Here is a 23045-nt window from a genome sequence, read left to right as displayed (position 1 = left end):
TGCCGCCATGGCGCCGTTGATCACCCCGAACCCGAACGAAACGGCGTGAGCGCCGGGATCGCACCTCAGCCGGCGCCCGAACCGGCGGCTCGACCGATCCGTCCTCCGTACGAGTGGTGGGAGCGGTTCGTCGCGTCCGACCCCGGGTTCACCCGGTTGCGGACCGCCGGGCAGGCGGTTGCCACCATCGGCGCGGCGATGCTGGCCGAGTTCCTGCTGGCCCGTGCCGCCGGGCAGAACGAAGCTGCCGTAGTCCTGGCGATGATGATCGGCGCCGTCGTCGGGATGATCTCGACCTTCATCGGCCCGATGTTCCAGCGGCCGCTCGCGGTCCTGGCGAGTCTGGCCCTGGTGCCGGTGCCGATGATCGCCGGAATGGCCCTCGGCCTCGCCCTGGCGCCGTTCCATGTTGCTGCGCTGGTGTCGTTGGTCGTGGTGCTCGCGGCGGGTGCCTATCTGCGCCGGTTCGGCCCGCGCGGGTTCTTCGCCGGGCAACTGCTCTTCATGGGCGACTTCTTCGGATTCTTTCTGGGACGGTTGCTCACCATCGGCCAGATCGGCCAGCTGGCGTTGGTCGTTGTCGTGGCGTCGGCCGTGGCGATCATCGCCCAGTTCACCCTGTTCTATCCGAGTCGGCGTACGGCACTGCGACGGCTGCGCCGGTCGTTCGTTGGTCGGGTCAGCCAGGTCGCCGATGCCGCCGTCGACCTGCTCGACGACCCGGGCGACAAGCTGAAGACCAGGCGACTGCACCGGCTGCTGATCCGGCTCAACGAGGGCGCGCTGATGATCGACGCGCAACTCGCCGATCCGGCCGCCCTGCCGCCCGGTGCCACGGCCGCGTCAGTACACCAGCGCATCTTCGACTCCGAACTGACCCTGACCAACACCGCCCGGTTCGCCGAATATCTCGCGGCGACCGACCTGCCGACAGGAGTGCCGGAGAAGATCCGGGAGGCGCTCGTTGCGATCCGCGATCATGAACCGGACGCCGCGACGGCCGCGGCAGCCGACCTTCGCCGCCGGCTCCGCACGGCCAACACGGCGGAGGCATCCGACCGGCTGCCGCAGACGACCCGTATCGTCCTGCATCGCTTCGTCGTCTCGGTCATCGGGCACGCCGAGGTGACCCGGATCATCAACGACCGGGATCAGCCCGTCGATCCGGGTGACGCGGAGCCGTTCGATCCGGCGGTGACCCTGTCAGGCGGCTGGCTGCCCGGCTCGCAGAAGGTGAGTGCGACAGCGTCCACCGAGGCGGGGGTCCGCTGGCTCGACCGGGTCCGGCTCGAACCGTACGCCCGGGTGACGATCCAGATGACGGTCGCGGTCACCGGATCGATCATCGTGGGCAGCCTGCTGTCTCCGCAGCGCTTCTACTGGGCGGTGATCGCCACCTTCGTCACCTTCCTCGGTGCGCACAACGCGACCGAGCAGATCCGCAAGAGCGCCTACCGGGTGCTCGGCACCCTGGTCGGGGTGCTGCTCGGTGTCGTCCTGGCGCACCTCATCGGCCACCACACCCGGGTGTCGATCCTGGTGATCCTGATCGCGCTGTTCTTCGGGATCTACCTGCTCCGAGTTAGCTACGCGTTCATGGTCACCGGGATCACGGTGATGCTCGCCCAGCTCTACGTGCAGTTGAACGAGTTCAGTGACGCGCTGCTGCTGTTGCGCCTGGCCGAGACCGCGGTCGGCGCGGCGGTGGCGTCGTTGACCGTCCTGTTCGTCCTCCCGGTGCGGATCCGCCAGGTGGTCGCGGTCGCGACGCGGGAACATCTGCAGGCCCTTGACGAGGTGGCCGCGCGAGCCGTCGACCGGCTCGGCGAGGCCGGCTCAGAGGTCGAATTGCGGGCGGCTGCGCGCCGTCTCGATGCCGCCTACCAGGCGCTCGAGGCCGCCACGCGTCCGTTGCGCGGAAGGCTGCCTGGCGTGACGGGTGGGGGTCTGCGGGAACAGTTCTGGTACGCAGCCACCGCGTCCCGGCACTACGCCCGCAACCTGGTCATCGACACCGGCTGGAGTTCCTGTCTGCCCGAAACGCTGACCACCGAACTGCAGACCGCGGCCAAACTGCTGTCCACCTCGATCGCCGAGATCATCGCCGCGATCGACGCCGCCTCGTTCGCCGACCGGACCTACCTGCGCTCGGCGGCCCTCTTCGACCGGATCGCCAGCGATCTCGACGACGAGGACGTCACCACGCCACGTCAACTGGCCTTCCGTGATCTTGAACTGATCGACGGCGCACTGGCCACCCTGGCCCAGTCGCTCGGCATGCAGGTCAACAGTCTGGACACCGCACGCTGACTGGTCGATCCCGCTCAGTTGATCTTGGCCGGATCCCGCGACAGCACGATCTCCTTGATCGGATCGATGCCGTTGTCCCAGTCGTTGACATGCATCCCGGCGACCACGGCGCCGTCGACGATCCAGTACGCCCGGAAGGTGCGCCCGGCGACATCACCGCGCAGGTCGACCTCGGGTTGGCTGCCCGGCGGCAGGTAGCCGATGTATTCCATGCCGAGGTCGTACTGATCGGTGAAGAAGAACGGCAGGAAGTCGATCCTGGCGTCCTGTCCGAGCATCGCCCGGGCTGCGACCGGGCCGGTGTCGTTGGCCCACGCCCAGTGCTCGACCCGGACCCGGCGACCGAGCAGAGGATGATCGACTTCGGCGATGTCACCGGCCGCGAAGACATCGGGGTCGGAGGTGCGCAGCGACGCGTCGGTGAGCACACCATGATCAACGTCGAGGCCCGCGTCGGCGGCCAGCGAGGTTCGCGGCGCCGCTCCGATGCCGATGATCACCGCCCCCGCGTCGTAGCGCTGACCGTCGGCGGTGGTGACCGCCGTCGCCCGGCCCGAGTCGGTCTCGATCCCACTGACCTCGGCGCCGGTGACCAACCGGACACCGCGTTCGGTGTGCAGGTCGGCGAACACCTGGGCGACCTGGGGGCCGAGGACCGTCAGCAACGGTTTCTCCAGCGCCTCGAGCACCGTGACCTCGACATTGCGCTGCCGGGCGGCGGAGGCGACCTCCAGACCGATCCAGCCGCCGCCGATGATCACCATCGGTCTGCCGGCCTCGGCGAGTCCGGTGATGGCCGCGTCGATCTTGTCGGCGTCCTCGACATTGCGCAGCGTGTACACGTTCTCGGCATCGGCGCCGTCCAGCCGCAGGTTGCGCGGCTGGGAGCCGGTGGCAAGCAGCAACTTGGCGTAGCTCACCTCACGGCCGGACCGCGTGGTGATCTTGTGACCCGGGCGGTCGACGGCAACCGCGCGGTCACCGAGGACCAGCTCGACCCGATTGTCGGCGTACCACTGTTGATCATGGGTGAAGGCGGAGTCCCGCGACTCGCTGCCGAGCAGATATCCCTTGGAGAGCACCGGTCGCTCGTACGGCAGATGTTCCTCGTCGGCGACCAGGGTGATCGGCCCGTCGTACTGCTGGGATCGTAACTCCTCGATGGCCTTCATCCCGGCGAGCCCGCCGCCGACGATCACCATCCCCGCCTGGCCCGGATCAGTTGCCGCACCGTTGGAAGCATCCATGATCCGACCATAGTCGGTCCGCCGTCGGCTGTGCCGCGGCGGATCGTCAGTTGGCCACCAGTCCGGCGACCGCCAGGGCGGCGATCGGGCCACCCACGAGCAGCATCAGCACGGCATGAACGATCTTGTGCTCCGACAGCACGGCGAGATACTCGCGGATCATCGCGCTCGGCCAGTAGTAACCGGCGGTCGGCGCCCCTGCCGCCTGGGCCGGGAGGCCGACCTTGCGGGCCAGCGTGGCAGCTCGCAGGGTGTGGTAGTTGCTGGTGACGATCAGCCCCTGGCTCTCGGCCGGGACCAGTTCGGAGCTGTAGGCAAGATTCTGCTCGGTGTTCCGGGAACGGTTCTCGATTACGACCTGTTCGGCCGCAGCGCCGTTCTCGATCGCCCACTCCGCCATGGCTTCGGCCTCGGACCGTTCCTCGTCGGGCCCACGGCCTCCGGACAGGACCAACAGCCGGGCGCCGCGACGGTGCTGTTCGGCCATCCCGACCCGGATCCGCGATTCCAGCAGCGGCGTCACTCGTCTCCCGTGGGAGAGACCGGCACCGAGCACAACGACCCAGTCGGCTGGGCGGTCGCGCACCAATCGCGGATAGACCAGGGCGTATCCGAGGAACGCGACGAAATGGAAGCCGAGGTAGCCGAGTAGGATCAACACGATGCCCAGCGCTGTGATCAACCAACGGTTCCCGGACCTGATCAGCATCGGCGCTGCCGCGATCACCACGATCAGGCCGAGACCGGTGACCAGGGACAACAAGTTCGCCACTGACACCCGCTCGCGGCGCAGCATCACCACACCGTTCAAGATCAGAAAGACGGTCAGTCCCAGCACCAGCAACGGCGCCATGACGATCAGGATGAGCAGGGCGCCGGAGCCCGGCACACCGAGATCAGCCAGTGCCTGAGTGGCCAGCAGGACGGCCACCAGCAGCCAATAGGCGTTGGAAAGGCGTCGCGGCTCGCTGCGGGTCCGGCTGATCGCGATCCACCAGACGATCGCGGTGATGATCAGCGGCGCGATCAGCAGCACCACCTCAGTCGCCGAGGTCACCATGGAGAAAGACTTCCACAGCCAGCGCCCGACACGGCTCAGGCCCAGACCTGGGTGTCCAGGTGCTCCTCGACCGAATCAAGATCAGCGGCGTACGCCCCGGTGGACAGGTACTTCCAGCCGCCGTCGGCGATCACCAGCACGATGTCCGCGCGCTCCCCCGCCTTGTGTGCCTTGGCGGCCTGGGCAAGGCCGGCATGCACGATGGCTCCCGAGGAGAGACCGGCGAAGATGCCCTCGGTCTCCAGCAGTTCCCGGACCCGCCGGACGGCGTCGCGGGAACCGACGGAGAACCGGGCGTCGATCTGGCTTGCGTCGTACAACTCCGGCACGAAGCCCTCATCGAGATTGCGCAGCCCGTAGACCAGTTCGCCGTAGCGAGGTTCGGCGGCGACGATCGTCACCTCGGGCTTCTTCTCATGGAAGAACCGGCCGATGCCCATCAGCGTCCCGGTGGTGCCGAGTCCAGCGACCACGTGGGTCACCTCCGGCAGGTCCTCCAGGATCTCCGGGCCGGTACCCAGGTAGTGCGCCTCGGCATTGGCGGGGTTGCCGTACTGGTAGAGCATCACCCAGTCCGGGTGCTCCTCGGCCAGCTTCTTGGCCACCCGGACCGCCTCGTTCGAGCCGCCGGCCGCCGGAGAGGACACGACCTCGGCGCCCCACATCGCCAGCAGTTGCCTGCGTTCGGAGCTGGTGTTCTCCGGCATCACACAGACCAGCCGGTAGCCGGCGAGTCTTGCCGCCATCGCCAGCGAGATCCCGGTGTTGCCGCTGGTCGGTTCCAGGATGGTCGAGCCGGGCCTGAGCAGTCCGTCGGCCTCGGCCCTGCGGATCATGTTCAACGCGGCCCGGTCCTTGATCGAACCGGTGGGATTGCGATCCTCCAGCTTGGCCCACAACCGCACAGAGGGACTCGGCGACAGTCGTGGTAGCCCGACCAGTGGCGTGTGACCCACCGAATCGGCGAGCGACTCGTACCGGGTCACGATCTATCGCGCGCCGCCGGCGACAGCCGGGAGCACGACCACCACGTCGTCTTCGGACACCGGCGCGGACAGACCGCCCGAGAACCGGACGTCCTCGTCGTTGACGTAGACGTTCACGAAACGCCGCAGGCCGTCGGCCTCGACCAGCCGCTCCTTCAGGCCCGCATGGCGGGTCTCCAGGTCGTCGATCACCTCGCCGAGCGTGCCCCCCTTGCCGGCGACGGTCTTCTCACCACCGGTGTAGGTCCGCAGGATCGTCGGGATCTTGACTTCGACCGCCATCTGGTCCACTCCTGTTCTTGCGGCACACGACCGCTCCGACTTACTCGCCTCAAGTTACTTGTCTTCTCAAGCCCGAACGTCTGGTCGCATCAGGGTTATTCCGATGCGGACCCACCCTCGAGGATGTCCAACTCCTCCTCGCTGACCTGCCCGTCGACGATCCGGTAGGAGCGGACGGAGACCGGACCCTCCGCTCGCCCGGACTCGGCGGTGGAGACCAGAACGTAGTGTGCCTGCGGTTCGGCGGCATAGGAGATGTCGGTCCGCGACGGGTACGCCTCGGTCGCCGTGTGGCTGTGATAGACGACGATGATCTCCTCGTCGGCGGCATCCAGTTCCTTGGCCAACTGCAGCTGCTCGCCCGGATCGAAGCGGAAGAAGGTCGGCGACCGGTCGGCGTTGGTCATCCGCACCAGGCGCGCCGGGTCATCCGAGCCCTCCGGTCCGACGATCACGCCGCAGGCCTCATCGGGATGATCCTCGCGGGCATGCGCGATCATCTCGTCGACATGGGCACGCGCGATCCTCAACACAGTCGTGCAGCCTAGGTTGTTCCGGTCCTCGGTCCCGTCGCCGCCCGCACTCCGAGATCGACTCGCGGCCACTAGGTTGAGGGCCGTGTCGACGACGAACTTCCCCACTGTCGCCCGCTGGATCCAGGCACCGCCACCCGGTGACCGCGATCGCTTCCGGGCACCGATCCTGTTCACCGACCTGACCGTCCCCGACGGCCTGCGCGCTGCCGAGCTCCGGGTCTGCGGCCTCGGCCTGCAGCACGTCACCGTCGACGGTGCCCCGGTCAACGATCACCGCCTCGACCCGCCGTTCACCGATTTCGACCACCGGGTGCTCTATGTCACCGCAGAGATCACCGACCTGCTGACCGTCGGCGAGCATCGCTTGTCGATCACCCTCGGCCGCGGCTTCTTCGCTGTGCCGACCGGCAACGTCTGGCACTGGCACCGGGCGCCGTGGAGCGGGCCACTGCGGGCGATCGCCGAGCTCCGGCTGACCTTCGCCGACGGGTCGACGCGCATGCTCGGCACCGACGAGACCTGGTCGGCGACCCTGGATCGCACGACGTACGACTGCTACTACGCCGGCGAGTCCTACGACGCAACGCTGCCGATCCCCGATCCCACCCCCGCCGTGCCGGCCGACCCTCCGAAGGGCCCGCTGCACCCTGCCGGTCATGAGCCGATCCGGGTCACCTGGCAGGGCACGCCGACCTGGGAACGGGTCGGGGACTCCTGGGTCGCCGACTTCGGCCGGACGATCGCCGGCTGGACCGGGCTGCGCAGTGATCAACAACGCGACGCCGCGGTGACGATAACCTACGCCGAGAAACGGGAATCCGACGGTACCCTGCAGCCGCGCAGCGTGCACGTCGATGGCGACCGCTTCCAGACCGATACATACGTGGGGGACGGCACCCGCGGCCAGTACTGGGAGCCACGGTTCAGCTACAAGGGCTTCCGCTACGTCCAGCTGGACGGTCTCAGTCACGAGCCGGCCGCCGACACGCTGACTGCGTACGCCGCTCACAACGACGTCACCGCGATCGGCGAGTTCTCCTGCGGTGAGCCGCTCTTCGAGACCTTCACGGCGGCAATGGCCCGCACGATCGAGAACAATCTGCACCACATTCCCACCGATACCCCGGTCTATGAGAAGAACGGCTGGACCGGCGACGCGCAGCTCGGACTGATCACCATGACGGGACTGTTCGACATCCGCCGCTTGATGATCAAGTGGCTCGATGATCTTCGCGACGCTCAACACGCGGACGGCTGGTTGCCGGTGATCGCGCCGACCGCCGGGTGGGGGTACACCGACCTCGGGCCGTCCCCGGAGTGGACGACGGTCTATCCGCATCTGCTGCGCGAGCTTTACCGCCGTTGCGGTGATCTTGACCTGGTGGCCGATCATTGGCCGAGCCTGACCCGCTATCTCGAGTGGGAGCTCGGCAGGCTGGTGCACGGCGTTGCGGTTTCCCAACTCGGTGACTACCTGCAACCGGGCACCGACGGGGTGGGGCCTGACGATTCCGGGGTCACCGCGTCGGCGCTGTTGATCAGAGCCTTGCGGGATTCCGCCGAGTTGGCCGAGATGCTCGGCGTCGGCAGTGATCATCAGCGCTTCGCTGCGGCCGCCCGTGACCTCACCGCCGCGATGAACGACAGATTCCTCGATCGCGACCTGGGCCGGTACGACGTCGGGCCGGTCTACAGCCAGACGTCCAACGCATTGCCGTTGCTGTTCGGCCTGGTCCCCGAGGACCTGGTCGGCGCGGTGGTCGCCAACCTCGTGGCCGATATCGAGCAACGTGATGATCATCTCAACGTCGGGTGCATCGGTGCGAACTGCGTGCTGCCGGCGTTGACCGCTCACGGTCACGGCGAGCTTGCGTTCCGGGTGGCCCGACAGACCAGCTATCCCAGCTGGGGATTCTGGTTCGCCAACGGCGCCGACACGATGTGGGAGATGTGGGAGACCAGCGCACGGTCCCGGGATCACTACTTCCACGGCACCGTGGTGCAGTGGCTGATCGAGGACATCGCGGGGTTGCGGTGCGGCGATCACGGCTGGCGCACCGTCACCGTGCAGCCTCATCCGTTGGGCGGCCTCGACCACGCGTCGTACGCGATCCGGACCATCCGCGGCCGGGTCGGTGTCGCCTGGCGACGGGAAGGGGAACGGTTCAGCCTGGAGGTCGAGATTCCGGAGGGTTCGACCGCAACCGTTCTGCTGCCGGGAACTGCTGACCAGCCGACCGGACCGGTGATCGGGCCGACACGCCGGGAGTTCACCTCTCGTCTGGCGTGACCGCGGGATTCTGCACTGGCAAATATACCCAAGGGGGGTATAGTGCAGCCATGAGCTCGCACCGCCATCAGACCCAACCTGGCGCTGAAGTCACCGAGATCGATCCGGTGTGCGGTATGACGGTCGACCGGATGACCGAGCACACCGCCGTTCAGGAGGGTCGGACCTACTACTTCTGCTCGGCGGGTTGCCGCACTCGGTTCGTCGAGCGACCGGATCAGTATCTGGGGACCCCGGCGGGTCACCCGGCGCCCCCGGATCCACAGATCGATCCGGGCCAGGTCGTCGAGTACACCTGCCCGATGCACCCCGAGGTGCGCCAACCCGGGCCTGGCGCCTGCCCGATCTGCGGCATGGCCCTCGAGCCGGTCACCGTCACGGCAGACACCGGTCCCAGCGCCGAACTGGTCGACATGACCCGACGGTTCTGGATCGGGCTGGTCCTGGCGGCACCCGTTCTGCTGCTGGAGATGGGCGGTGATCTACTGTCGGGCTTCGGCTCCGTGCTGCCGCCGGCTGTCCGGATCTGGGTGCAGTTCGTGCTCGCCACCCCGGTCGTGCTGTGGGCCGGGTGGCCGTTCTTCGTCCGCGGCTGGAACTCGGTCCGCACCCGCAACCTCAACATGTTCACCCTGATCGCGATGGGCACCGGGGTCGCCTGGCTCTACAGCGTGGTCGCCACCATCGCCCCGGGCATCTTCCCCGCATCCTTCCGGGAGATGGGCAGGGTCGCCGTCTACTACGAGGCAGCCGCGGTGATCACCGTGCTGGTGCTGCTCGGCCAGGTGCTCGAACTGCGCGCCCGGGAACAGACCTCCGGCGCGATCCGGGCGCTCCTTGACCTGGCACCGAAGACGGCCCGGAGGATCGGTCCCGACGGGGACGAGGACATACCGGTCGATCAGGTACACATCGGCGATCGGCTCCGGATCCGTCCCGGGGAACAGATCCCGGTCGACGGCGCGGTCGAGGACGGCCGCTCCTCGATCGACGAATCACTGGTCACCGGTGAGTCCATGCCGGTCACCAAGACCGCCGGCGACACCGCCATCGGCGGCACGTTGAACGCTTCCGGGACCTTGATCATTCGGGCCGAGAAGGTCGGTCGGGACACCATGCTGGCCCGGATCGTGACCATGGTCTCCGAAGCACAGCGGTCCCGCGCACCGATCCAGCGGCTGGCGGACAAGGTGTCCGGGATCTTCGTTCCGGCCGTGATCGCCGCTGCAGTCGTGGCCTTCGCTGTCTGGGCACTGGTCGGACCCCAGCCGCGGCTGGCTCACGGGCTGGTCGTCGCCGTCGCGGTGTTGATCATCGCCTGCCCCTGTGCGCTTGGTCTTGCCACGCCGATCTCGATCATGGTCGGTGTCGGCCGTGGCGCCCGGGCCGGTGTGTTGATCAAGAACGCCGAGGCCCTGGAACGCATGGAGAAGATCGACACGGTCATTGTCGACAAGACCGGCACGCTCACCGAGGGCCGGCCGACGGTGACCGACATCGTCACTGTCGACGCAGCCGAGTCCGAGGACGACCTGTTGCGGCTGGTGGCCGGGGTGGAACGCGCCTCCGAACACCCGCTGGCCCGGGCCGTCGTCGCGGCCGCATCGGCGCGCGACCTGCCGATCCCGGAAGCGCTTGACTTCGACGCACCCGCCGGCCGCGGCGTCACCGGCGTCGTCGAGGGCCATCAGGTCATCGTCGGAACCGCCACCCTGCTCGCCGACCACGGCATCGATGCCGGCCCGCTGACCGAGGCTGCCGACCGTTTCCGCAGCGAGGGCGCAGTGGCCGTCTTCATCGCCGTCGACTCCCGGCCGGCCGGCGTCCTGGCGTTGTCCGATCCGGTCAAGTCGACGACGGCGGAGGCTGTCCGAGCCCTGCGGGCCGACGGCATCGACGTGGTCATGCTGACCGGTGACAACCGGGTGACCGCGGACGCGGTCGCCCGTCGGCTCGGCATCGACCGGATCGAGGCCGAGGTGCTGCCTGAGCACAAGAGCGAGATCGTCACCCGGCTCCGCGGCCAGGGCCGTGCCGTGGCGATGGCGGGCGACGGTGTCAACGACGCTCCGGCGTTGGCCGCGGCCGATGTCGGGTTGGCCATGTCGTCGGGCACCGACGTCGCCATCGAGTCGGCGGGCATCACCCTGCTGCACGGCGATCTGCTGGGCATCGTCCGGGCCCGGCGGTTGTCCGAGGCAGTGATGGGCAACATCCGGCAGAACCTGGTGTTCGCGTTCATCTACAACGCCGCGGGCATCCCGATCGCTGCCGGCGTCCTGTATCCGGCGTTCGGACTGTTGTTGTCGCCGATGATCGCCGCCGCTGCGATGGCGCTGTCCTCGGTCTCGGTGATCAGCAACGCGCTCCGGCTGCGGGCCAGGCGGCTCGACTGACCGCACGTCACAGGGCCAGGACCAGGGTCTCCTGGGCGAATCCCAGCCAGTCGTAGACGCTGACCAGGAAGGACCGCGGATCGTCCTCGGGGATCGAGGCGATCTCGTCTGCGGTGACGTTGTCGGTGATCCCGAGCCGGCCGGCCACCGCCAGGCGCAGGCTGGTCAGCACGCGGAGCCAGCTGTCGACCTCCTCGACCGGGATCCGCAGGTCCTGCCGTCCGCCCTCGGTCGCCGCCAGGTGGCCCAGCGCCACCTCGGCGTCGGTGATCTTCTTCCGCCGCAGCGTGCGGTCGGTGAAGCGGCGGAACTCCGCGGACGCCTTGGGGTCGTCGGGGTACGCGTCGGGCAACAGCCGGCGGAGCACCGGGTCATCGGGTGGTTCGACCGGCTGGTCGTCGGCCAACTCCTCGGCCCAGGCCGCGAACGGGTCGTCGGCGTCACCGGCGGAACCGGCCTCGCCGGTTCCTTCGCCGATCAGGTCGATCAACTCGTGCAGCAGCGACTCCAGCATGCCGACCTCGTCGGCACTCAGATCGGTGCTGATCACCCCGCCGCGGCGCTTGAATTTGTGCATAGAAGTCAGACGTTACGCGGTGTGCCGCGCAGTCGGCGACGGCTATCCGGCGTCGGCCCGGTCGAGCGTGGCCCACAGACCGTACTCGTGCATCGCGGTCACGTCCCGCTCCATCTCCTCGCGGCTGCCGGTCGCGACGATGGCCTTACCCTCGGTGTGCACCGCCATCATCAGCCGGTGGGCCTTGGATTTGGAGTAGTGGAAATAGATCGCGAAGACGTGGGCGACGTAGGACATCAGGTTGACCGGGTCGTCCCAGACGATGGTTGCCCAGGGCGACTGGTCGTATGACTCCTCGATCGGGCGGTCCTCGATCGCGGTCCCGCCGGCAGGAGCCAGAACTGGATCAGAGGTTGCGGGCATACCGTCCATTGTGACAAATCCCGCACTCGGGTCACAGGTCGCTACGCTGTGCGGCGTGACCGCCTCCCAGGCAGACTCCCGGGTCGAGCAGCACGAGCTGGAGCCGTGGGGACCCAGCGAGGTCCCGACAACGGCGCTACTCACCGATCACTATGAGCTGACGATGCTGCGCGCGGCGTTCCAGTCCGGTTCGGCAAACCGCCGGTGCGTCTTCGAACTCTTCGGCCGCCGGCTGCCCGACGGCCGGCGCTACGGCGTGGTCGCCGGTGTCGGCAGGGCGCTGCGGGCACTGTCCCACTTCCGCTTCGACGACGAATCCCGGCAGTTCCTGCTGGATCGAGGGATCGTCGACGGGCAGACCGCCGACTGGCTCGCCGACTACCGCTTCAGCGGGAACATCTGGGGCTACGCCGAGGGTGACATCTATTTCCCGGGTTCGCCGCTGCTGATCGTGGAGAGCACCTTCGCCGAGGCGGTGCTGCTGGAGACCCTGATGCTCAGCATCTACAACCACGACTCTGCGATCGCTTCCGCAGCGTCCCGGATGACCGCGGTCGCCGACGGCCGACCGTGCCTGGAGATGGGCGCCCGGCGCACCCAGGAGCTGGCCGCGGTCGCCGCCGCTCGGGCCGCCTACATCGCCGGGTTCACCGGCACCTCCTCACTTGAGGCCGGCCGCCGCTACAGCGTGCCAACCATCGGCACCTCCGCGCACGCGTTCACGCTGCTGCACGACACCGAGGAGGACGCGTTCGCCGCCCAGGTGGCCGCGATGGGCACCGACACGACACTGCTCGTCGACACCTACGACGTCGACAACGCGGTCCGTACGGCGGTCCGGCTGACCGAGGGCGGCATCGGCTCGGTCCGGCTGGACTCCGGTGACCTGCCGGCCCTGGCCAAACACGTCCGGGGGCTGCTTGACGAGCTGGGCGCCACCGAGACCAAGATCATCGTCACCAGCGACCTCGACGAGTGGCAGATCGCAGCACTGGCCGGCGCTCCGGTTGATGGCTACGGCGTCGGAACGGCCCTGGTCACCGGCTCCGGCCACCCGACCTCGGGTTTCGTCTACAAGATGGTGGCGCGGGCCGCATCCGACGAACCGGACGCGCCGATGGTCCACGTCGCCAAGAAGAGCACCGCCAAGGCGACCATCGGCGGCCGCAAGTATCCGTGGCGCCGGTTCGACGCCGCGGGTGTTGCCGAGACCGAGTTGATCGGGATAGACACGAACCCTCAGCTGGAGCACGGCCGGCCGCTGTTGGTCCCGCTGGTCCTCGACGGGGAGATCGTCGGCCGGGAACCGTTGGCCGCAGCCCGGGACCGCCACGAGCAGGCCCGGGCGGAACTACCGTTGGACGCGTTGAAGATGTCCCGCGGTGAACCGGTGATCGAGACAGTCTTCGTCCAGGAGCGCTGATCATGACCAAGGCACTGATCGTCGTCGACGTCCAGAAGGACTTCTGCGAGGGCGGCTCCCTTGCGGTGGCGGCGGCGCGGCCACCGCAGCGCGGATCTCCGAACTGCTGTCCGGTGATCACGACTATGACGTCGTGGTCGCCACCCGCGACCACCACATCGATCCGGGCAGCCACTTCTCCGCCGCACCCGACTACATCGACAGCTGGCCGGCCCACTGTGTGGTCGGCACCGACGGCGCGGAATTCCATGATCAACTGCGCTTCCGGGACTTCGCCGGCGTGTTCGACAAGGGCGAATACCAGGCGGCGTACTCCGGATTCGAGGGCAGGAACGGCGACGGCACGAGCCTGCAGGACTTCCTCACCGGGGCCGCAGTCGACCGGGTCGACGTCGTCGGAATCGCCACCGACTACTGCGTCCGGGCAACGGCTCTTGATGCGTCGGCCGCCGGGTTCGACACGTCCGTACGGCTGGACCTCACCGCTGCAGTCGCACCGGACCGGATCCAACGGACCTACGACGACTGGAGCAGGGCCGGAGTCAGGGTCAGCGGATCCCTTCCGGTTCCTCCAGCGCTCTGACCAGTGTCCTGGGCGCGACGCAGCGATAGGCGTCGGTCGCGATCGCGGTCAATTCCTCCTGGCCGACCTCGCGCAGGTGCACCCCGAGCCAGCCGCGGTGCCCGACGTACGGCGGCCGGAAGAACCTCTCCGGTTCGGTCTCGATCATCTGCTGCTGGATGCCCTCCGGAGCCGCGCACCAGATGCACAGCCGGCCGTCGGAGTGATGATCGTCCCAGAAGTAGACGAAGACCTTCTTGTCACGCACGTAGAAGGCCGGGCTGCCGTGGCTGGGACGTTCGTTGGTCTCCGGCAGCCGGAGACAGGCCCGCCGGACCTTGTCCAACTCCCGCTCGGCGTCTGTTTCGGTCCAGTCCCGCATGGCCACACACGCTAGCCGACTACCCTGACAGGCGATGAACGTCTTCCAGCGATTGTTCGATCAGGCGGCGGCCTCCCCCGCTGCGGCGCTCACCGAGCCTCCCGAGCTGCTGAACACGGTGGTGCTCGAGGACCGCCGGCTGGCTGCGCTGGACCGGGCAGCGGTGACGCCGACCGCCGTCACCGTGATCAACAGCACCGGGGCCGGCGGAATCACCGCGCTGGCCGGCAGACAGCTGACCAATCTGGCACTGGCCGCGGTGCAGACGGCGGTGCGGGATCCGGGTGACCTGGCGGGCAACGTCGCGCGGATCGCCGCCGCCGCTCGCGAACTCGAGCCGGATGTCACCGTGCTGGTGGAGATCCCCGACGGCTTCGGCTGGTCCGATGCGGTGGCCGCCGCCGAGGCGGAAGGTCTGACCGCCGTTCTCGGCCCGGACACACCGGAGCGGGAGGCTGCCCGACTCAGTACCTACATCGAGGCAGACCTGCCCTTCGTCGTCGACGGCATCGACACGACCGGTCGGCTGCTCGCCCTGTTGGTCGCGGTCGATCGGCTGGTTGATGATCCGGACGTGGACGCCGCGGCAGGCATCCTGGCGTCGGTGGATCATGATCAACTGCTCGGCGTCGTCGGCGGCTGGGACGCCAACCGGGCTGTGCGCGTACGCCGCCGGCTGCGTGCGGTCCGCACCGAGGACCTGCCGAAGCTGATCGGAGAACTGACGCAGGCCGGACTGGTCGGCCGACCTGCTACCTGATCCGGACGATCTGGGTCTTGGCGGCAAGATCGTGGATCGCCTGCCGCTTGACGTTGCCGAGCGGGAACAGCACGTTGATCACGGTGAAGATCAACAACACGCTGCTGACGGCTATCGGTACCCACCAGGTCAGCGCCCGGACGATCACCATCGGCCACGGTAACAAGTCGGTGTTGTGCCCGTGATCGGCGGGGACGACCCGCAGCCCGCACAGCAGCTGCGCAGGGGTTGCCGCCTTGAATCTCCAGAACAGGCTGAAATACAGCATCCCGACCACCAAGGAGATCAGCGTAATCAGCATCTGGTCGCTACTGCCGATCAGGTCCGTCGGGCTGATCGTCGGCGTGGCCTCGCCCCGTTGGGTTGCGGCGACGACCGCCCGGAAGTAGTCCTGGATCGCCGGGATCATCTTGATGAAGATCGGGATGCTGAAGATGTCGGCGACGATCGAAACGATCATCAGGTCGACGATCCCGGCAAGGAACCGCCAGCCCCAGCCCGCCGCCGGGACGCCGTCCGCAGTCAGCGCGACGCCAGCCCGGCCGGCAGCATGTTGGTCGGTGCGTTGCGGATAGGGCTGTTGCTGATACGGCTGCTGCTGGTACGGCCGCTGCTGATGAGGCTGCTGCTGATGAGGCTGCTGGTACGGCTGCTGGTACGGGTCCTGCCGGGGCGGCTGCTGATAGGGACCCTGCGGATGGATCTGCAACTGCCCCTGCTGGTGCTGCACCGGCTGCTGGTAGCCGGCTGGGTTACTCGCGGTACGCGTGTTCCTCGACCAGGACCAGCCGTCCCAGTAACGCTCCCGGCTGTGATCGACCGGATCGGGGTACCAGCCCTGGGGCGCCGCGTGCCGACCCGGCGGTACGGGCGGGGATCCGATCGGAATGTCACTCACGACACCAAGACTAACTTCCGTCTCTGCTGCCCCGGCGCTGCGACGGGTCGCTTCTCGGACCGGACCATATGCCCCGGATCAGTTGCCTGATCAGCTGCCGGTCAGAGCGCCTCGAGGTTCGCCGCACACCGGCCGAGCAGGGCGATCGTCCGGTCGACGTCCTTGGCCGGGATGCCTGAGACCATCCGGTCCTCGATGCGACTGATCGCCCGGTCGGCCTTCCGCAGCACCTTGCGACCCTCCGGGGTGATCCGGATCGGCAGCGACCGGCCGCTCACCGGTTGTTCGGCGACCCGGACGAAGCCGTGGTCGCGCAGGATCCGGATCAGGTCCTGCAGGGACTGCCGGCTCACGCTGCACTGACGGGCGATCTCGGCAGAGGAGGCATCAGGCAGCTCCGCGATCACGCGCATCACGGTGTACTGGGCCAGGGTGAGTCCGGTGGCCTGCAGCGCAGCGTCACCGGTCCGGCGGAGCAGTTGTTGCAGCCGCCGGGTCTGGTAGGCGATCCGATCCTGTCCGTCGCTCCCCGTCTGCGTTCTCGATCGCTCAACCATGGTCCGGAGGTTAACAAGCCGTACCTGTCAGGCACCTGACCGGGGTGGGTATCGGGTTGCCCGTCCTCCGGGCCCGGTGGCGGGAACCCCGAGATGGCTCGCGGGCCGTCTACGCTCGGCGGCATGTCTCTGAGCCGTCGCGCCGCGTTGGCCATCGGACTGGGTGGTACGGCAGCGGCGATGACCGGCTGCTCCGCCGACCGGAAGCCCTCACCGCAGCCGTACTGCGTGTCCCGTGCCTCGCTCGCCCGGCACGGTTCCCTGCGTGGAGCGCGGCTGGTCTACGACATCAGCCAGATCCCGACCGGGTTCTGGTTCGACCGGGACTTCTATGGCCGGCTCGGCGTCTGGTTCGACGACTATCTGCGGCTGACCGGCGGCAGTCGGCCCGACCAGGTGTGGACCTACGGTTCCTGGCTGGACGGGCATCCCGGCTGCACCTCCTGGCACGACGCCGGCCGGGCCTTCGACCTGTCCCGCCTGGTCACCGACGGCGCCGTCCAGGTGTCCTGCCGGTACGACATCTGGAGGCACTATTCGGGATCCCGGCTGCACTATTTCCGGACCCGTTACTGGGCCCTGGCGGCGAGCCTGCACCTGCATTTCGCCTATGTGCTGACCTACCTCTACAACGCCGACCATGACAACCACATCCACATCGACAACGGCCGATCCGGTGATCACCTCTCGACCTTCGACCCGGACTCCCCGAGCCAGGTGCAGGCGATCCAGGGCATGCTCACCCATGTCTGGGACAAGCCGGTGCCGATCACCGGCGAATGGGACAGACAGACCCGGGAGGCGACCGGCGACGTGCTGCAGGCGACGAAGACCGGCGGCACCGTCGACGACGGCGACGAGCACTGGCGCAGTTTCCTGCGCCGCACGGCAGCGCGGCCGTCAGGTTCCTGAGACCGCCCACTGGCGGATGGTGTCGATCCGCTGCTGGAGTTGATCTTCGGCGGCCACCGCGCTCGGCGGCCCGCCGCACTCGGAGACCAGCGCGGCATGGATCATGCCGTGCGGCTTGCCGGTCCGGTGATGCCAGGCGGCGACCAGCCCGTTCAGCTCCTTGCGCAACTCGCGCAGCCTGCGGTGGGTGCTGTAGGACTCCGGGGGCTCCGCGCCGCCGCGGGCCACCTGTCTGGCCTGGTGCTGCCGCAACAGGTCCTTGACCTGATCGGCCTCCAACAGCCCGGGAATGCCGAGATAGTCCAGTTCGTCGTCACTGCCCCGATAGGCCCCGAGTCCGAACTCACCGCCGTCGAAGACCACCCGATCGAAGTCGGCGTCGCTGGCCAGCGCGGCGAAGGAGTGCTCACCGTCGAGATCAGCGTCGGGTTCGTTCTCGGTCCGCTCGGCCTCGACCAGCAGTTGTGCCTCGTCCTCCGACCGCGGTTTCAGGGCGTGATCGCGTTCCACCTCCATGTCCGCGGCGTAGCGCAGCAGATGCGGCGCGCTGGGCAGGAACACCGACGCGGTCTCACCCTTGGCCCGGGCCCGGACGAACCGGCCGACGGCCTGGGCGAAGAACAACGGCGTCGCGGTCATGGTGGCGTACACACCGACGGCCAGTCGCGGCACGTCGACGCCTTCGGAGACCATCCGGACGGCGACCATCCACCGGTCGTCCCCGGCGGCGAACTTGCTGATCCTGCGACCGGACTGGGCCTCGTCGCTGAGCACCAGTACCGGTTTCCGGCCGGTGATCGACTTGAGGATGTCCGCGTACGCCCTGGCATGGGTCTGGTCGGTGGCGATCACCAGCCCGCCGGCATCGGGAACGTGCTGGCGTACCTCGGTCAGTCGCTGGTCGGCGGCGGTGAGCACGGCCGGGATCCAGGAACCGGACGGGTCGAGCGCGGTGCGCAACGCCTGGTTGGTCAGGTCCCTGGTCAGTGGCTCGCCGAGCCGGGCGGCGACCTCGTCACCGGCCTTGGTACGCCAGTGCATGTCGCCGGAGTAGGCCATGAACAGCACCGGCCGGACGATGCCGTCCTGCAGCGCCGGGCCGTAGCCGTAGGAGTAGTCGGCGACCGACCGCAGCGCCCCGGAGCCGTCCGGCTCGTAGCGGACGAACGGGATCGGGTTGGCGTCGGATCGAAACGGCGTACCGGTCAGCGCCAGCCGCCTTGTCGCCGGCTCGAACGCCTCCCGGACCGCGTCGCCCCAGCCCATCGAGTCCCCGGCGTGGTGCACTTCATCGAGGATCACCAACGTCTTGAACCCCTCGACCCGGATCCGCAGGGCCAGCGGGTTGGCGGCGACGCCGGCATAGGTCAGGGCGATCCCCTTGAAATCCTTGCTCGTCCTGCCCTGTTTGCTGCCGAAGTTGGGGTCGATCGGGATATTGATCTTGTCCGCGGCTTCGGCCCACTGGGTCTTCAGGTGCTCCGTCGGTGCGACGACGACAACCCGGTCGATCGTCCGCCGGGCGAACAGGTTGGCCGCCAGGGTGAGCGCGAAGGACGTCTTGCCGGCACCGGGCGTGGCGACCGCCAGGAAATCCTTCGGATTGTCGGCGAAGTACTTCTCCAGGGCCGCGGCCTGCCAGGCCCGCAACTGCTTCGTCGTCCCCCAGGCGGCCCGGTTCGGGAATGCCGGGGGCAGGCCGGTGGCGGCCCGCATCAGCTGGTCCTGCCCGGTCGCCAGGTCACGCGGTTCGGGCTGGGCAGTCACGCGTCAGAACTGTAGACGAGGCCGGCCATCCGACCGAACCCGACTCACCGGCGAGTCAGTGCTCGGGCACCCGACCGATCCGGCTCGAGGCGAAGACGCTGAGGGCACCGACGAAGGCCATCACCAGGAAGGCGGAACCGAAGGTGGTGGCCAGGTCACCGCCGGACCGCAATGCGGTGAACACCGAGCCGGAGATCCCCACGAACAGACCGGATCCCAGGGCGTCACCGAGGTTCAGCGAGGACGCGTTGCGGCCCTGTTCGGCGTCGGAGGAGAACGACATGGTGGCCACCGTCGAACTCGCCGTGGCGACCCCCATCCCGAACGCGGCGATGATCCAGGCGATCGCCACCAGCCCGATCCAGGAGGTCGGCAGCAGAGCCGCGACGGTGATCAGGCCGACACCGGCGGCAACGCAGGCGGTGCCCAACATGACCATCCGGTCCCGGCGCAGCGTCATCCAGCGCTGGGACTGCACCCAGGCGCCGGCGAACCAGCCGACGGACCCGACGGTCAGCACACCGCCGGCCAGGGTGAGCGCCAGATGCCGTTGTTCCACCAGCATCAGCGGGACGAACGCCTCGGCGCCGAAGAACGCGCCGGGCAGCAGCATCCGGGTCAGCACCACCGCGGGGAGACCGCGGGCCAACCGCATGAACCGCGGCGGCATCAGTCGGGGCAGGCTGACCGCCAGACCGACGATGCCCGCCGCCGCCGGAAGGATGGCAAGCAGGTCCAACCGCTGGCCCGCGTACTGGATGGCGACTGCTGACAGTGCGGCGAGGGTGGCGGCCCAGATCGGCGCAGGGGCACCCTGGGCTTCGGTGCTCGGCGGCAGCCCGCGGCGGAGCAACATCCGCAGCGTCGGGGCCAGCATCAGGGCGCCGAAGCCGAGCACCGGCAGGACGGCGAAGAAGGCCCAGTGCCAGCTGAGGGTGTGGGTGATCCAGGCCGCGGCCGCCGGCCCGGCGATACCGGGCAGCACCCAGGCCATGGAGATGTAGGTGAACATCCGTGGCCGCTGCGCCGGCGGGAACACCTGGGCGATGCAGACGTAGGCGGCGGTGTTCAGCATGCCGCCGCCGAGCCCCTGGACCAGCCGCCCGAAGATCAGCATCAACCAACTGACCGAGGTGCCGCCGATCACCAGGCCGCCGGCAAAGATAATCATACCGAGAACCAGCGGTTTGGCCGGCCCGATCCGGTCGCTCAGCCGGCCGCCGACGACGGTCGAGAACAGCATGCCGATGGTGAACAGCGAGTAGGCCCACGCGTAGGCGCCCAGCCCGTGCAGTTGCCGGGCGGCCACCGGCATGGCGGTCGCGACCGCCGCCGCCTCGAACGCGATCCCGACGATGACCGCGCACAACCCGATGGTCAGAGCTTTCCTGCTGACGGCAGGTTGTTCGGGGCTGTCGAGGGTCACCGGATCGGTTGCTGGGCTTGTCACGGGACAAGTCCACCACCTCATCCCAGGTTGAGGTCAATCGCTTTGTTCCCGGCCCCCTTGCTCATCCCATCCCGCGCCAGGATCAGCCGGACAATGGGCGACATAGGATGGTGCGCATGAGCCAGCAGTTGAGCCCGGGCGCGGAGACGATCGTCGACGACCGTACCGAGACCGAGTACCGGTACGACGAGGGCGACTCCGAACGGTTCAGTCATTTCGTGCCCAAGGACAAGTTGACCGAGGCCATGGTGATGGGGACGCCGGTGGTGGCGCTCTGCGGCAAGGTCTGGGTGCCCAGTCGCGACCCGGAGCGGTTTCCGATCTGTCCGGACTGCAAAGAGATCTGGGACGGCCTGCCGGGCGGGGATGACGAGGACTGAACGCTGAGGTTCAACCGTCCTCGTGCAACGCGGCGAGAACCTGGTCGCCGTAGCGCGCGAGTTTGGCCTCACCGACTCCACTGATGTCGGCGAGCCCGGTCAGGTCCTGCGGCCGTCGGGTGGCGATCTCGCGCAGCGTGGCGTCGTGGAAGATGACGTAGGCCGGGATGCCCTGGTCCCTGGCCGTGGCGGCCCGCCAACTCCGCAACCGCTCGAACAGCGGAACCGCCTGCTCGGGCAGGTCGACCACCGTCTTCGGCGATCTGGTCCGTGCCGGCCGCTTGCGCTCCGGGTCGCGCCGCAACCGCACCGGGGTGTTGTCGAAGAGCACTTCCCGGCTGCGGGCCGTCAGCCCCAAGGTCCCGTGGTCCGACTCCACCGCCAGGTAGCCCTGGGCCAGCAGCTGCCGGATCACCGCCCGCCAGGCGACCGCGTCAAGATCGGCTCCGACGCCGAACACCGACAGTTGCTGGTGCTGGAACTGTTCGACCCGCGCCGTGACGCTGCCGGTCAGGATGTCGATGATGTGCCCGGCGCCGAAATGCTGGCGCCGTTGCGTGTGCAGCCGGTACACCGCCGACAACACCTTCTGCGCGGCGATGGTGCCGTCCCAGGACTCCGCCGGCTGCAGGCAGGTATCGCAATTGCCGCAGGCGTCGGACTGCTGACCGAAATAGCCCAGCAGTTGTTGTCGCCGGCAGCGCACCGTCTCACACAGGGCCAGCATCGCGTCCAAGTGCGCCGACTGCTGCCGCTTGTACGCGGCATCGCCGTCGCCGTTGTTGATCAACCGGCGCTGTTGCACCACATCCTGCAGGCCGTAGGCCAGCCAGGCGGTCGCCGGCAGCCCGTCCCGGCCCGCTCGGCCGGTCTCCTGGTAATAGCCCTCGACCGACTTCGGAAGATCGAGATGGGCCACGAAGCGTACGTCCGGTTTGTCGATGCCCATCCCGAACGCGATCGTGGCGACCATGATCAGGCCGTCCTCGCGGAGGAACCGTGCCTGGTGATCACGGCGCGTCGCGGCGTCCAGGCCGGCGTGGTACGGCAGGGCCGCAATCCCCTTCTGGGACAGGAGATCGGCGGTGTCCTCCACGGAGGCCCGGGACAGGCAGTAGACGATGCCGGAGTCCCCGGCGTGCTCGGTGCTGATCAGGTCGAGCAGCTGGCGGCGAGGGTTGTCCTTGGCGACGATGCGGTAGCCGATGTTCGGCCGGTCGAAGCTGGCGACGAACTGCCGGGCCCGGCGGAGATCGAGACGTTCGATGATCTCGGCGCGGGTCGCCTGGGTCGCGGTCGCGGTGAGCGCGATCCGCGGAACGTCAGGCCACCGCCGGTGTAGGGCTGACAGTTCGAGGTAGTCCGGGCGGAAGTCGTGCCCCCACTGCGAAACACAGTGCGCCTCGTCGATGGCGAACAGCGCGATCCGGGTCTGCTGATGGACGCGGTCGAGCAGTTCGAGGGTGGCCGGTAGCCGAAGCCGTTCCGGCGCAAGGTAGAGCAGATCAAGATCACCGGCCAGCAGGGCGCGCTCGGTCCGCTGTCGGGACGCGAAGTCCTGGCTGGAGTTGAGGAATCCTGCCCGGACGCCCACTGCCAGCAGGGCGTCCACCTGGTCCTGCATCAATGCGATGAGCGGGGAGATCACGATGCCGACCCCGTCGCGGACCAGCGCCGGGATCTGGTAGCACAGCGACTTGCCACCGCCGGTCGGCATCAGCACCAGTGCATCGCCACCACCGACCAGTTGCTCGATGATCTCGGCCTGGCTGCCGCGGAAACTGTCATAACCGAAGACCCGCTGCAGCACCCGGTGCGCCGTCGGCTGCTCATCAGTCACCCGGGGAGTCTACGCAGCGCGTCGGCAGCCGGCTCAAAACGGTTGAGCCCGGCAGCCGGTTGCGGTA

21 protein-coding genes are annotated in these 23045 nt (G+C 68.3%); 8 read left to right on the top strand and 13 right to left on the bottom strand.

Features of this window, described 5'->3' with window-relative positions; genetic code table 11:
- The first annotated feature begins 45 nt into the window (after positions 1 to 45).
- The gene (locus tag GJV80_RS00385) at positions 46 to 2310 is read left to right on the top strand and encodes an FUSC family protein (protein ID WP_154686227.1); all 2265 of its coding nucleotides are present in this window, start codon (positions 46 to 48) and stop codon (positions 2308 to 2310) included.
- 14 nt (positions 2311 to 2324) lie between these two features.
- On the opposite strand, the gene GJV80_RS00380 is transcribed toward GJV80_RS00385, so the two are convergent.
- From GJV80_RS00380 to GJV80_RS00360, 5 genes are all read right to left on the bottom strand, one after another.
- A complete protein-coding gene (locus GJV80_RS00380; protein WP_230207975.1) occupies positions 2325 to 3557 on the bottom strand; it encodes an NAD(P)/FAD-dependent oxidoreductase in 1233 nt (410 codons plus the stop codon).
- 46 nt (positions 3558 to 3603) lie between these two features.
- The gene (locus GJV80_RS00375) at positions 3604 to 4617 is read right to left on the bottom strand and encodes a YdcF family protein (protein WP_154686226.1); all 1014 of its coding nucleotides are present in this window, start codon (positions 4615 to 4617) and stop codon (positions 3604 to 3606) included.
- Positions 4618 to 4652: 35 nt separating this feature from the next.
- Positions 4653 to 5603, bottom strand: coding sequence for a PLP-dependent cysteine synthase family protein (locus tag GJV80_RS00370; protein WP_154686225.1), 951 nt, complete (start codon positions 5601 to 5603; stop codon positions 4653 to 4655).
- Positions 5604 to 5606: 3 nt separating this feature from the next.
- Complete coding sequence (locus GJV80_RS00365; RefSeq protein WP_154686224.1) at positions 5607 to 5885, bottom strand: MoaD/ThiS family protein; 279 nt, start codon at positions 5883 to 5885, stop codon at positions 5607 to 5609.
- 95 nt (positions 5886 to 5980) lie between these two features.
- Entirely contained in the window at positions 5981 to 6418 is a 438-nt protein-coding gene (locus GJV80_RS00360; RefSeq protein ID WP_154686223.1) for a Mov34/MPN/PAD-1 family protein, read from the bottom strand.
- Positions 6419 to 6503: 85 nt separating this feature from the next.
- Between GJV80_RS00360 and GJV80_RS00355 the strand changes: the two genes are divergently transcribed.
- Positions 6504 to 8711, top strand: a complete 2208-nt coding sequence (locus tag GJV80_RS00355; RefSeq protein ID WP_154686222.1) for an alpha-L-rhamnosidase — start codon at positions 6504 to 6506, stop codon at positions 8709 to 8711.
- A 50-nt stretch (positions 8712 to 8761) separates the two neighbouring features.
- Complete coding sequence (locus GJV80_RS00350; RefSeq protein WP_154686221.1) at positions 8762 to 11107, top strand: heavy metal translocating P-type ATPase; 2346 nt, start codon at positions 8762 to 8764, stop codon at positions 11105 to 11107.
- A 7-nt stretch (positions 11108 to 11114) separates the two neighbouring features.
- Here GJV80_RS00350 and GJV80_RS00345 read toward each other — a convergent pair whose 3' ends face one another.
- Both GJV80_RS00345 and clpS read right to left on the bottom strand, forming a co-directional pair.
- Positions 11115 to 11684, bottom strand: a complete 570-nt coding sequence (locus tag GJV80_RS00345; protein WP_154686220.1) for a DUF2017 domain-containing protein — start codon at positions 11682 to 11684, stop codon at positions 11115 to 11117.
- A gap of 42 nt (positions 11685 to 11726) precedes the next feature.
- Positions 11727 to 12056: an ATP-dependent Clp protease adapter ClpS gene (gene clpS / locus GJV80_RS00340; protein WP_154686219.1), complete on the bottom strand. Its 330-nt coding sequence runs from the start codon at positions 12054 to 12056 to the stop codon at positions 11727 to 11729.
- A 154-nt stretch (positions 12057 to 12210) separates the two neighbouring features.
- Here clpS and GJV80_RS00335 point away from each other — a divergent pair, with 154 nt between their 5' ends.
- Both GJV80_RS00335 and GJV80_RS00330 read left to right on the top strand, forming a co-directional pair.
- On the top strand, positions 12211 to 13470 hold the full coding sequence (locus tag GJV80_RS00335; RefSeq protein WP_154689909.1) for a nicotinate phosphoribosyltransferase: 1260 nt from the start codon (positions 12211 to 12213) through the stop codon (positions 13468 to 13470).
- A 43-nt stretch (positions 13471 to 13513) separates the two neighbouring features.
- Entirely contained in the window at positions 13514 to 14053 is a 540-nt protein-coding gene (locus GJV80_RS00330; RefSeq protein WP_370518871.1) for an isochorismatase family protein, read from the top strand.
- Here GJV80_RS00330 and GJV80_RS00325 read toward each other — a convergent pair.
- Entirely contained in the window at positions 14019 to 14414 is a 396-nt protein-coding gene (locus GJV80_RS00325; protein WP_154686218.1) for an MmcQ/YjbR family DNA-binding protein, read from the bottom strand. The genes GJV80_RS00330 and GJV80_RS00325 overlap by 35 nt on opposite strands.
- Positions 14415 to 14448: 34 nt before the next feature.
- Between GJV80_RS00325 and GJV80_RS00320 the strand changes: the two genes are divergently transcribed.
- On the top strand, positions 14449 to 15174 hold the full coding sequence (locus tag GJV80_RS00320; RefSeq protein WP_154686217.1) for a hypothetical protein: 726 nt from the start codon (positions 14449 to 14451) through the stop codon (positions 15172 to 15174).
- Here GJV80_RS00320 and GJV80_RS00315 read toward each other — a convergent pair.
- Positions 15167 to 16072, bottom strand: coding sequence for an RDD family protein (locus GJV80_RS00315; RefSeq protein ID WP_154686216.1), 906 nt, complete (start codon positions 16070 to 16072; stop codon positions 15167 to 15169). The two genes, GJV80_RS00320 and GJV80_RS00315, sit on opposite strands and share 8 nt — an antisense overlap.
- A 101-nt stretch (positions 16073 to 16173) precedes the next feature.
- Complete coding sequence (locus tag GJV80_RS00310; RefSeq protein ID WP_154686215.1) at positions 16174 to 16629, bottom strand: MarR family winged helix-turn-helix transcriptional regulator; 456 nt, start codon at positions 16627 to 16629, stop codon at positions 16174 to 16176.
- 123 nt (positions 16630 to 16752) lie between these two features.
- Between GJV80_RS00310 and GJV80_RS00305 the strand changes: the two genes are divergently transcribed.
- Positions 16753 to 17541 carry a hypothetical protein gene (locus tag GJV80_RS00305; protein WP_154686214.1) on the top strand — a complete coding sequence of 263 codons (789 nt, stop codon included), beginning with the start codon at positions 16753 to 16755 and terminating at the stop codon, positions 17539 to 17541.
- On the opposite strand, the gene GJV80_RS00300 is transcribed toward GJV80_RS00305, so the two are convergent.
- Together GJV80_RS00300 and GJV80_RS00295 are read right to left on the bottom strand one after the other, a co-directional pair.
- Positions 17530 to 19257 carry a DEAD/DEAH box helicase gene (locus GJV80_RS00300; RefSeq protein ID WP_154689908.1) on the bottom strand — a complete coding sequence of 576 codons (1728 nt, stop codon included), beginning with the start codon at positions 19255 to 19257 and terminating at the stop codon, positions 17530 to 17532. The genes GJV80_RS00305 and GJV80_RS00300 overlap by 12 nt on opposite strands.
- 106 nt (positions 19258 to 19363) lie before the next feature.
- Positions 19364 to 20758, bottom strand: coding sequence for an MFS transporter (locus tag GJV80_RS00295; protein ID WP_195909088.1), 1395 nt, complete (start codon positions 20756 to 20758; stop codon positions 19364 to 19366).
- A gap of 116 nt (positions 20759 to 20874) precedes the next feature.
- On the opposite strand from GJV80_RS00295, the gene GJV80_RS00290 reads away from it, so the two are divergent.
- On the top strand, positions 20875 to 21138 hold the full coding sequence (locus GJV80_RS00290; RefSeq protein ID WP_154686212.1) for a DUF3039 domain-containing protein: 264 nt from the start codon (positions 20875 to 20877) through the stop codon (positions 21136 to 21138).
- Between the two features lie 10 nt (positions 21139 to 21148).
- Here GJV80_RS00290 and recQ read toward each other — a convergent pair whose 3' ends face one another.
- Positions 21149 to 22978, bottom strand: coding sequence for a DNA helicase RecQ (recQ, locus tag GJV80_RS00285; protein WP_154686211.1), 1830 nt, complete (start codon positions 22976 to 22978; stop codon positions 21149 to 21151).
- Positions 22979 to 23045: the final 67 nt, after the last annotated feature.

Origin of the sequence: Microlunatus sp. Gsoil 973, assembly GCF_009707365.1 — a bacterium.
Taxonomy (GTDB): domain Bacteria; phylum Actinomycetota; class Actinomycetes; order Propionibacteriales; family Propionibacteriaceae; genus Microlunatus.
The sequence above is the reverse complement of the archived record's forward strand: the minus strand, read 5'-3'. Positions and strand labels throughout refer to the sequence as shown.

Bases quoted from the DNA above. Each gene is read 5' to 3' on its own strand.
- GJV80_RS00290 (WP_154686212.1), top strand. From the start codon at position 20,875: ATGAGCCAGCAGTTGAGCCCGGGCGCGGAGACGATCGTCGACGACCGT.
- GJV80_RS00375 (WP_154686226.1), bottom strand. From the start codon at position 4,617: ATGGTGACCTCGGCGACTGAGGTGGTGCTGCTGATCGCGCCGCTGATC.
- GJV80_RS00325 (WP_154686218.1), bottom strand. From the start codon at position 14,414: ATGCGGGACTGGACCGAAACAGACGCCGAGCGGGAGTTGGACAAGGTC.
- GJV80_RS00365 (WP_154686224.1), bottom strand. From the start codon at position 5,885: ATGGCGGTCGAAGTCAAGATCCCGACGATCCTGCGGACCTACACCGGT.
- GJV80_RS00350 (WP_154686221.1), top strand. From the start codon at position 8,762: ATGAGCTCGCACCGCCATCAGACCCAACCTGGCGCTGAAGTCACCGAG.
- GJV80_RS00310 (WP_154686215.1), bottom strand. From the start codon at position 16,629: ATGGTTGAGCGATCGAGAACGCAGACGGGGAGCGACGGACAGGATCGG.
- GJV80_RS00380 (WP_230207975.1), bottom strand. From the start codon at position 3,557: ATGGATGCTTCCAACGGTGCGGCAACTGATCCGGGCCAGGCGGGGATG.
- GJV80_RS00335 (WP_154689909.1), top strand. From the start codon at position 12,211: ATGCTGCGCGCGGCGTTCCAGTCCGGTTCGGCAAACCGCCGGTGCGTC.
- GJV80_RS00305 (WP_154686214.1), top strand. From the start codon at position 16,753: ATGTCTCTGAGCCGTCGCGCCGCGTTGGCCATCGGACTGGGTGGTACG.
- GJV80_RS00300 (WP_154689908.1), bottom strand. From the start codon at position 19,257: ATGCGGGCCGCCACCGGCCTGCCCCCGGCATTCCCGAACCGGGCCGCC.
- GJV80_RS00320 (WP_154686217.1), top strand. From the start codon at position 14,449: ATGAACGTCTTCCAGCGATTGTTCGATCAGGCGGCGGCCTCCCCCGCT.
- GJV80_RS00345 (WP_154686220.1), bottom strand. From the start codon at position 11,684: ATGCACAAATTCAAGCGCCGCGGCGGGGTGATCAGCACCGATCTGAGT.
- clpS (WP_154686219.1), bottom strand. From the start codon at position 12,056: ATGGACGGTATGCCCGCAACCTCTGATCCAGTTCTGGCTCCTGCCGGC.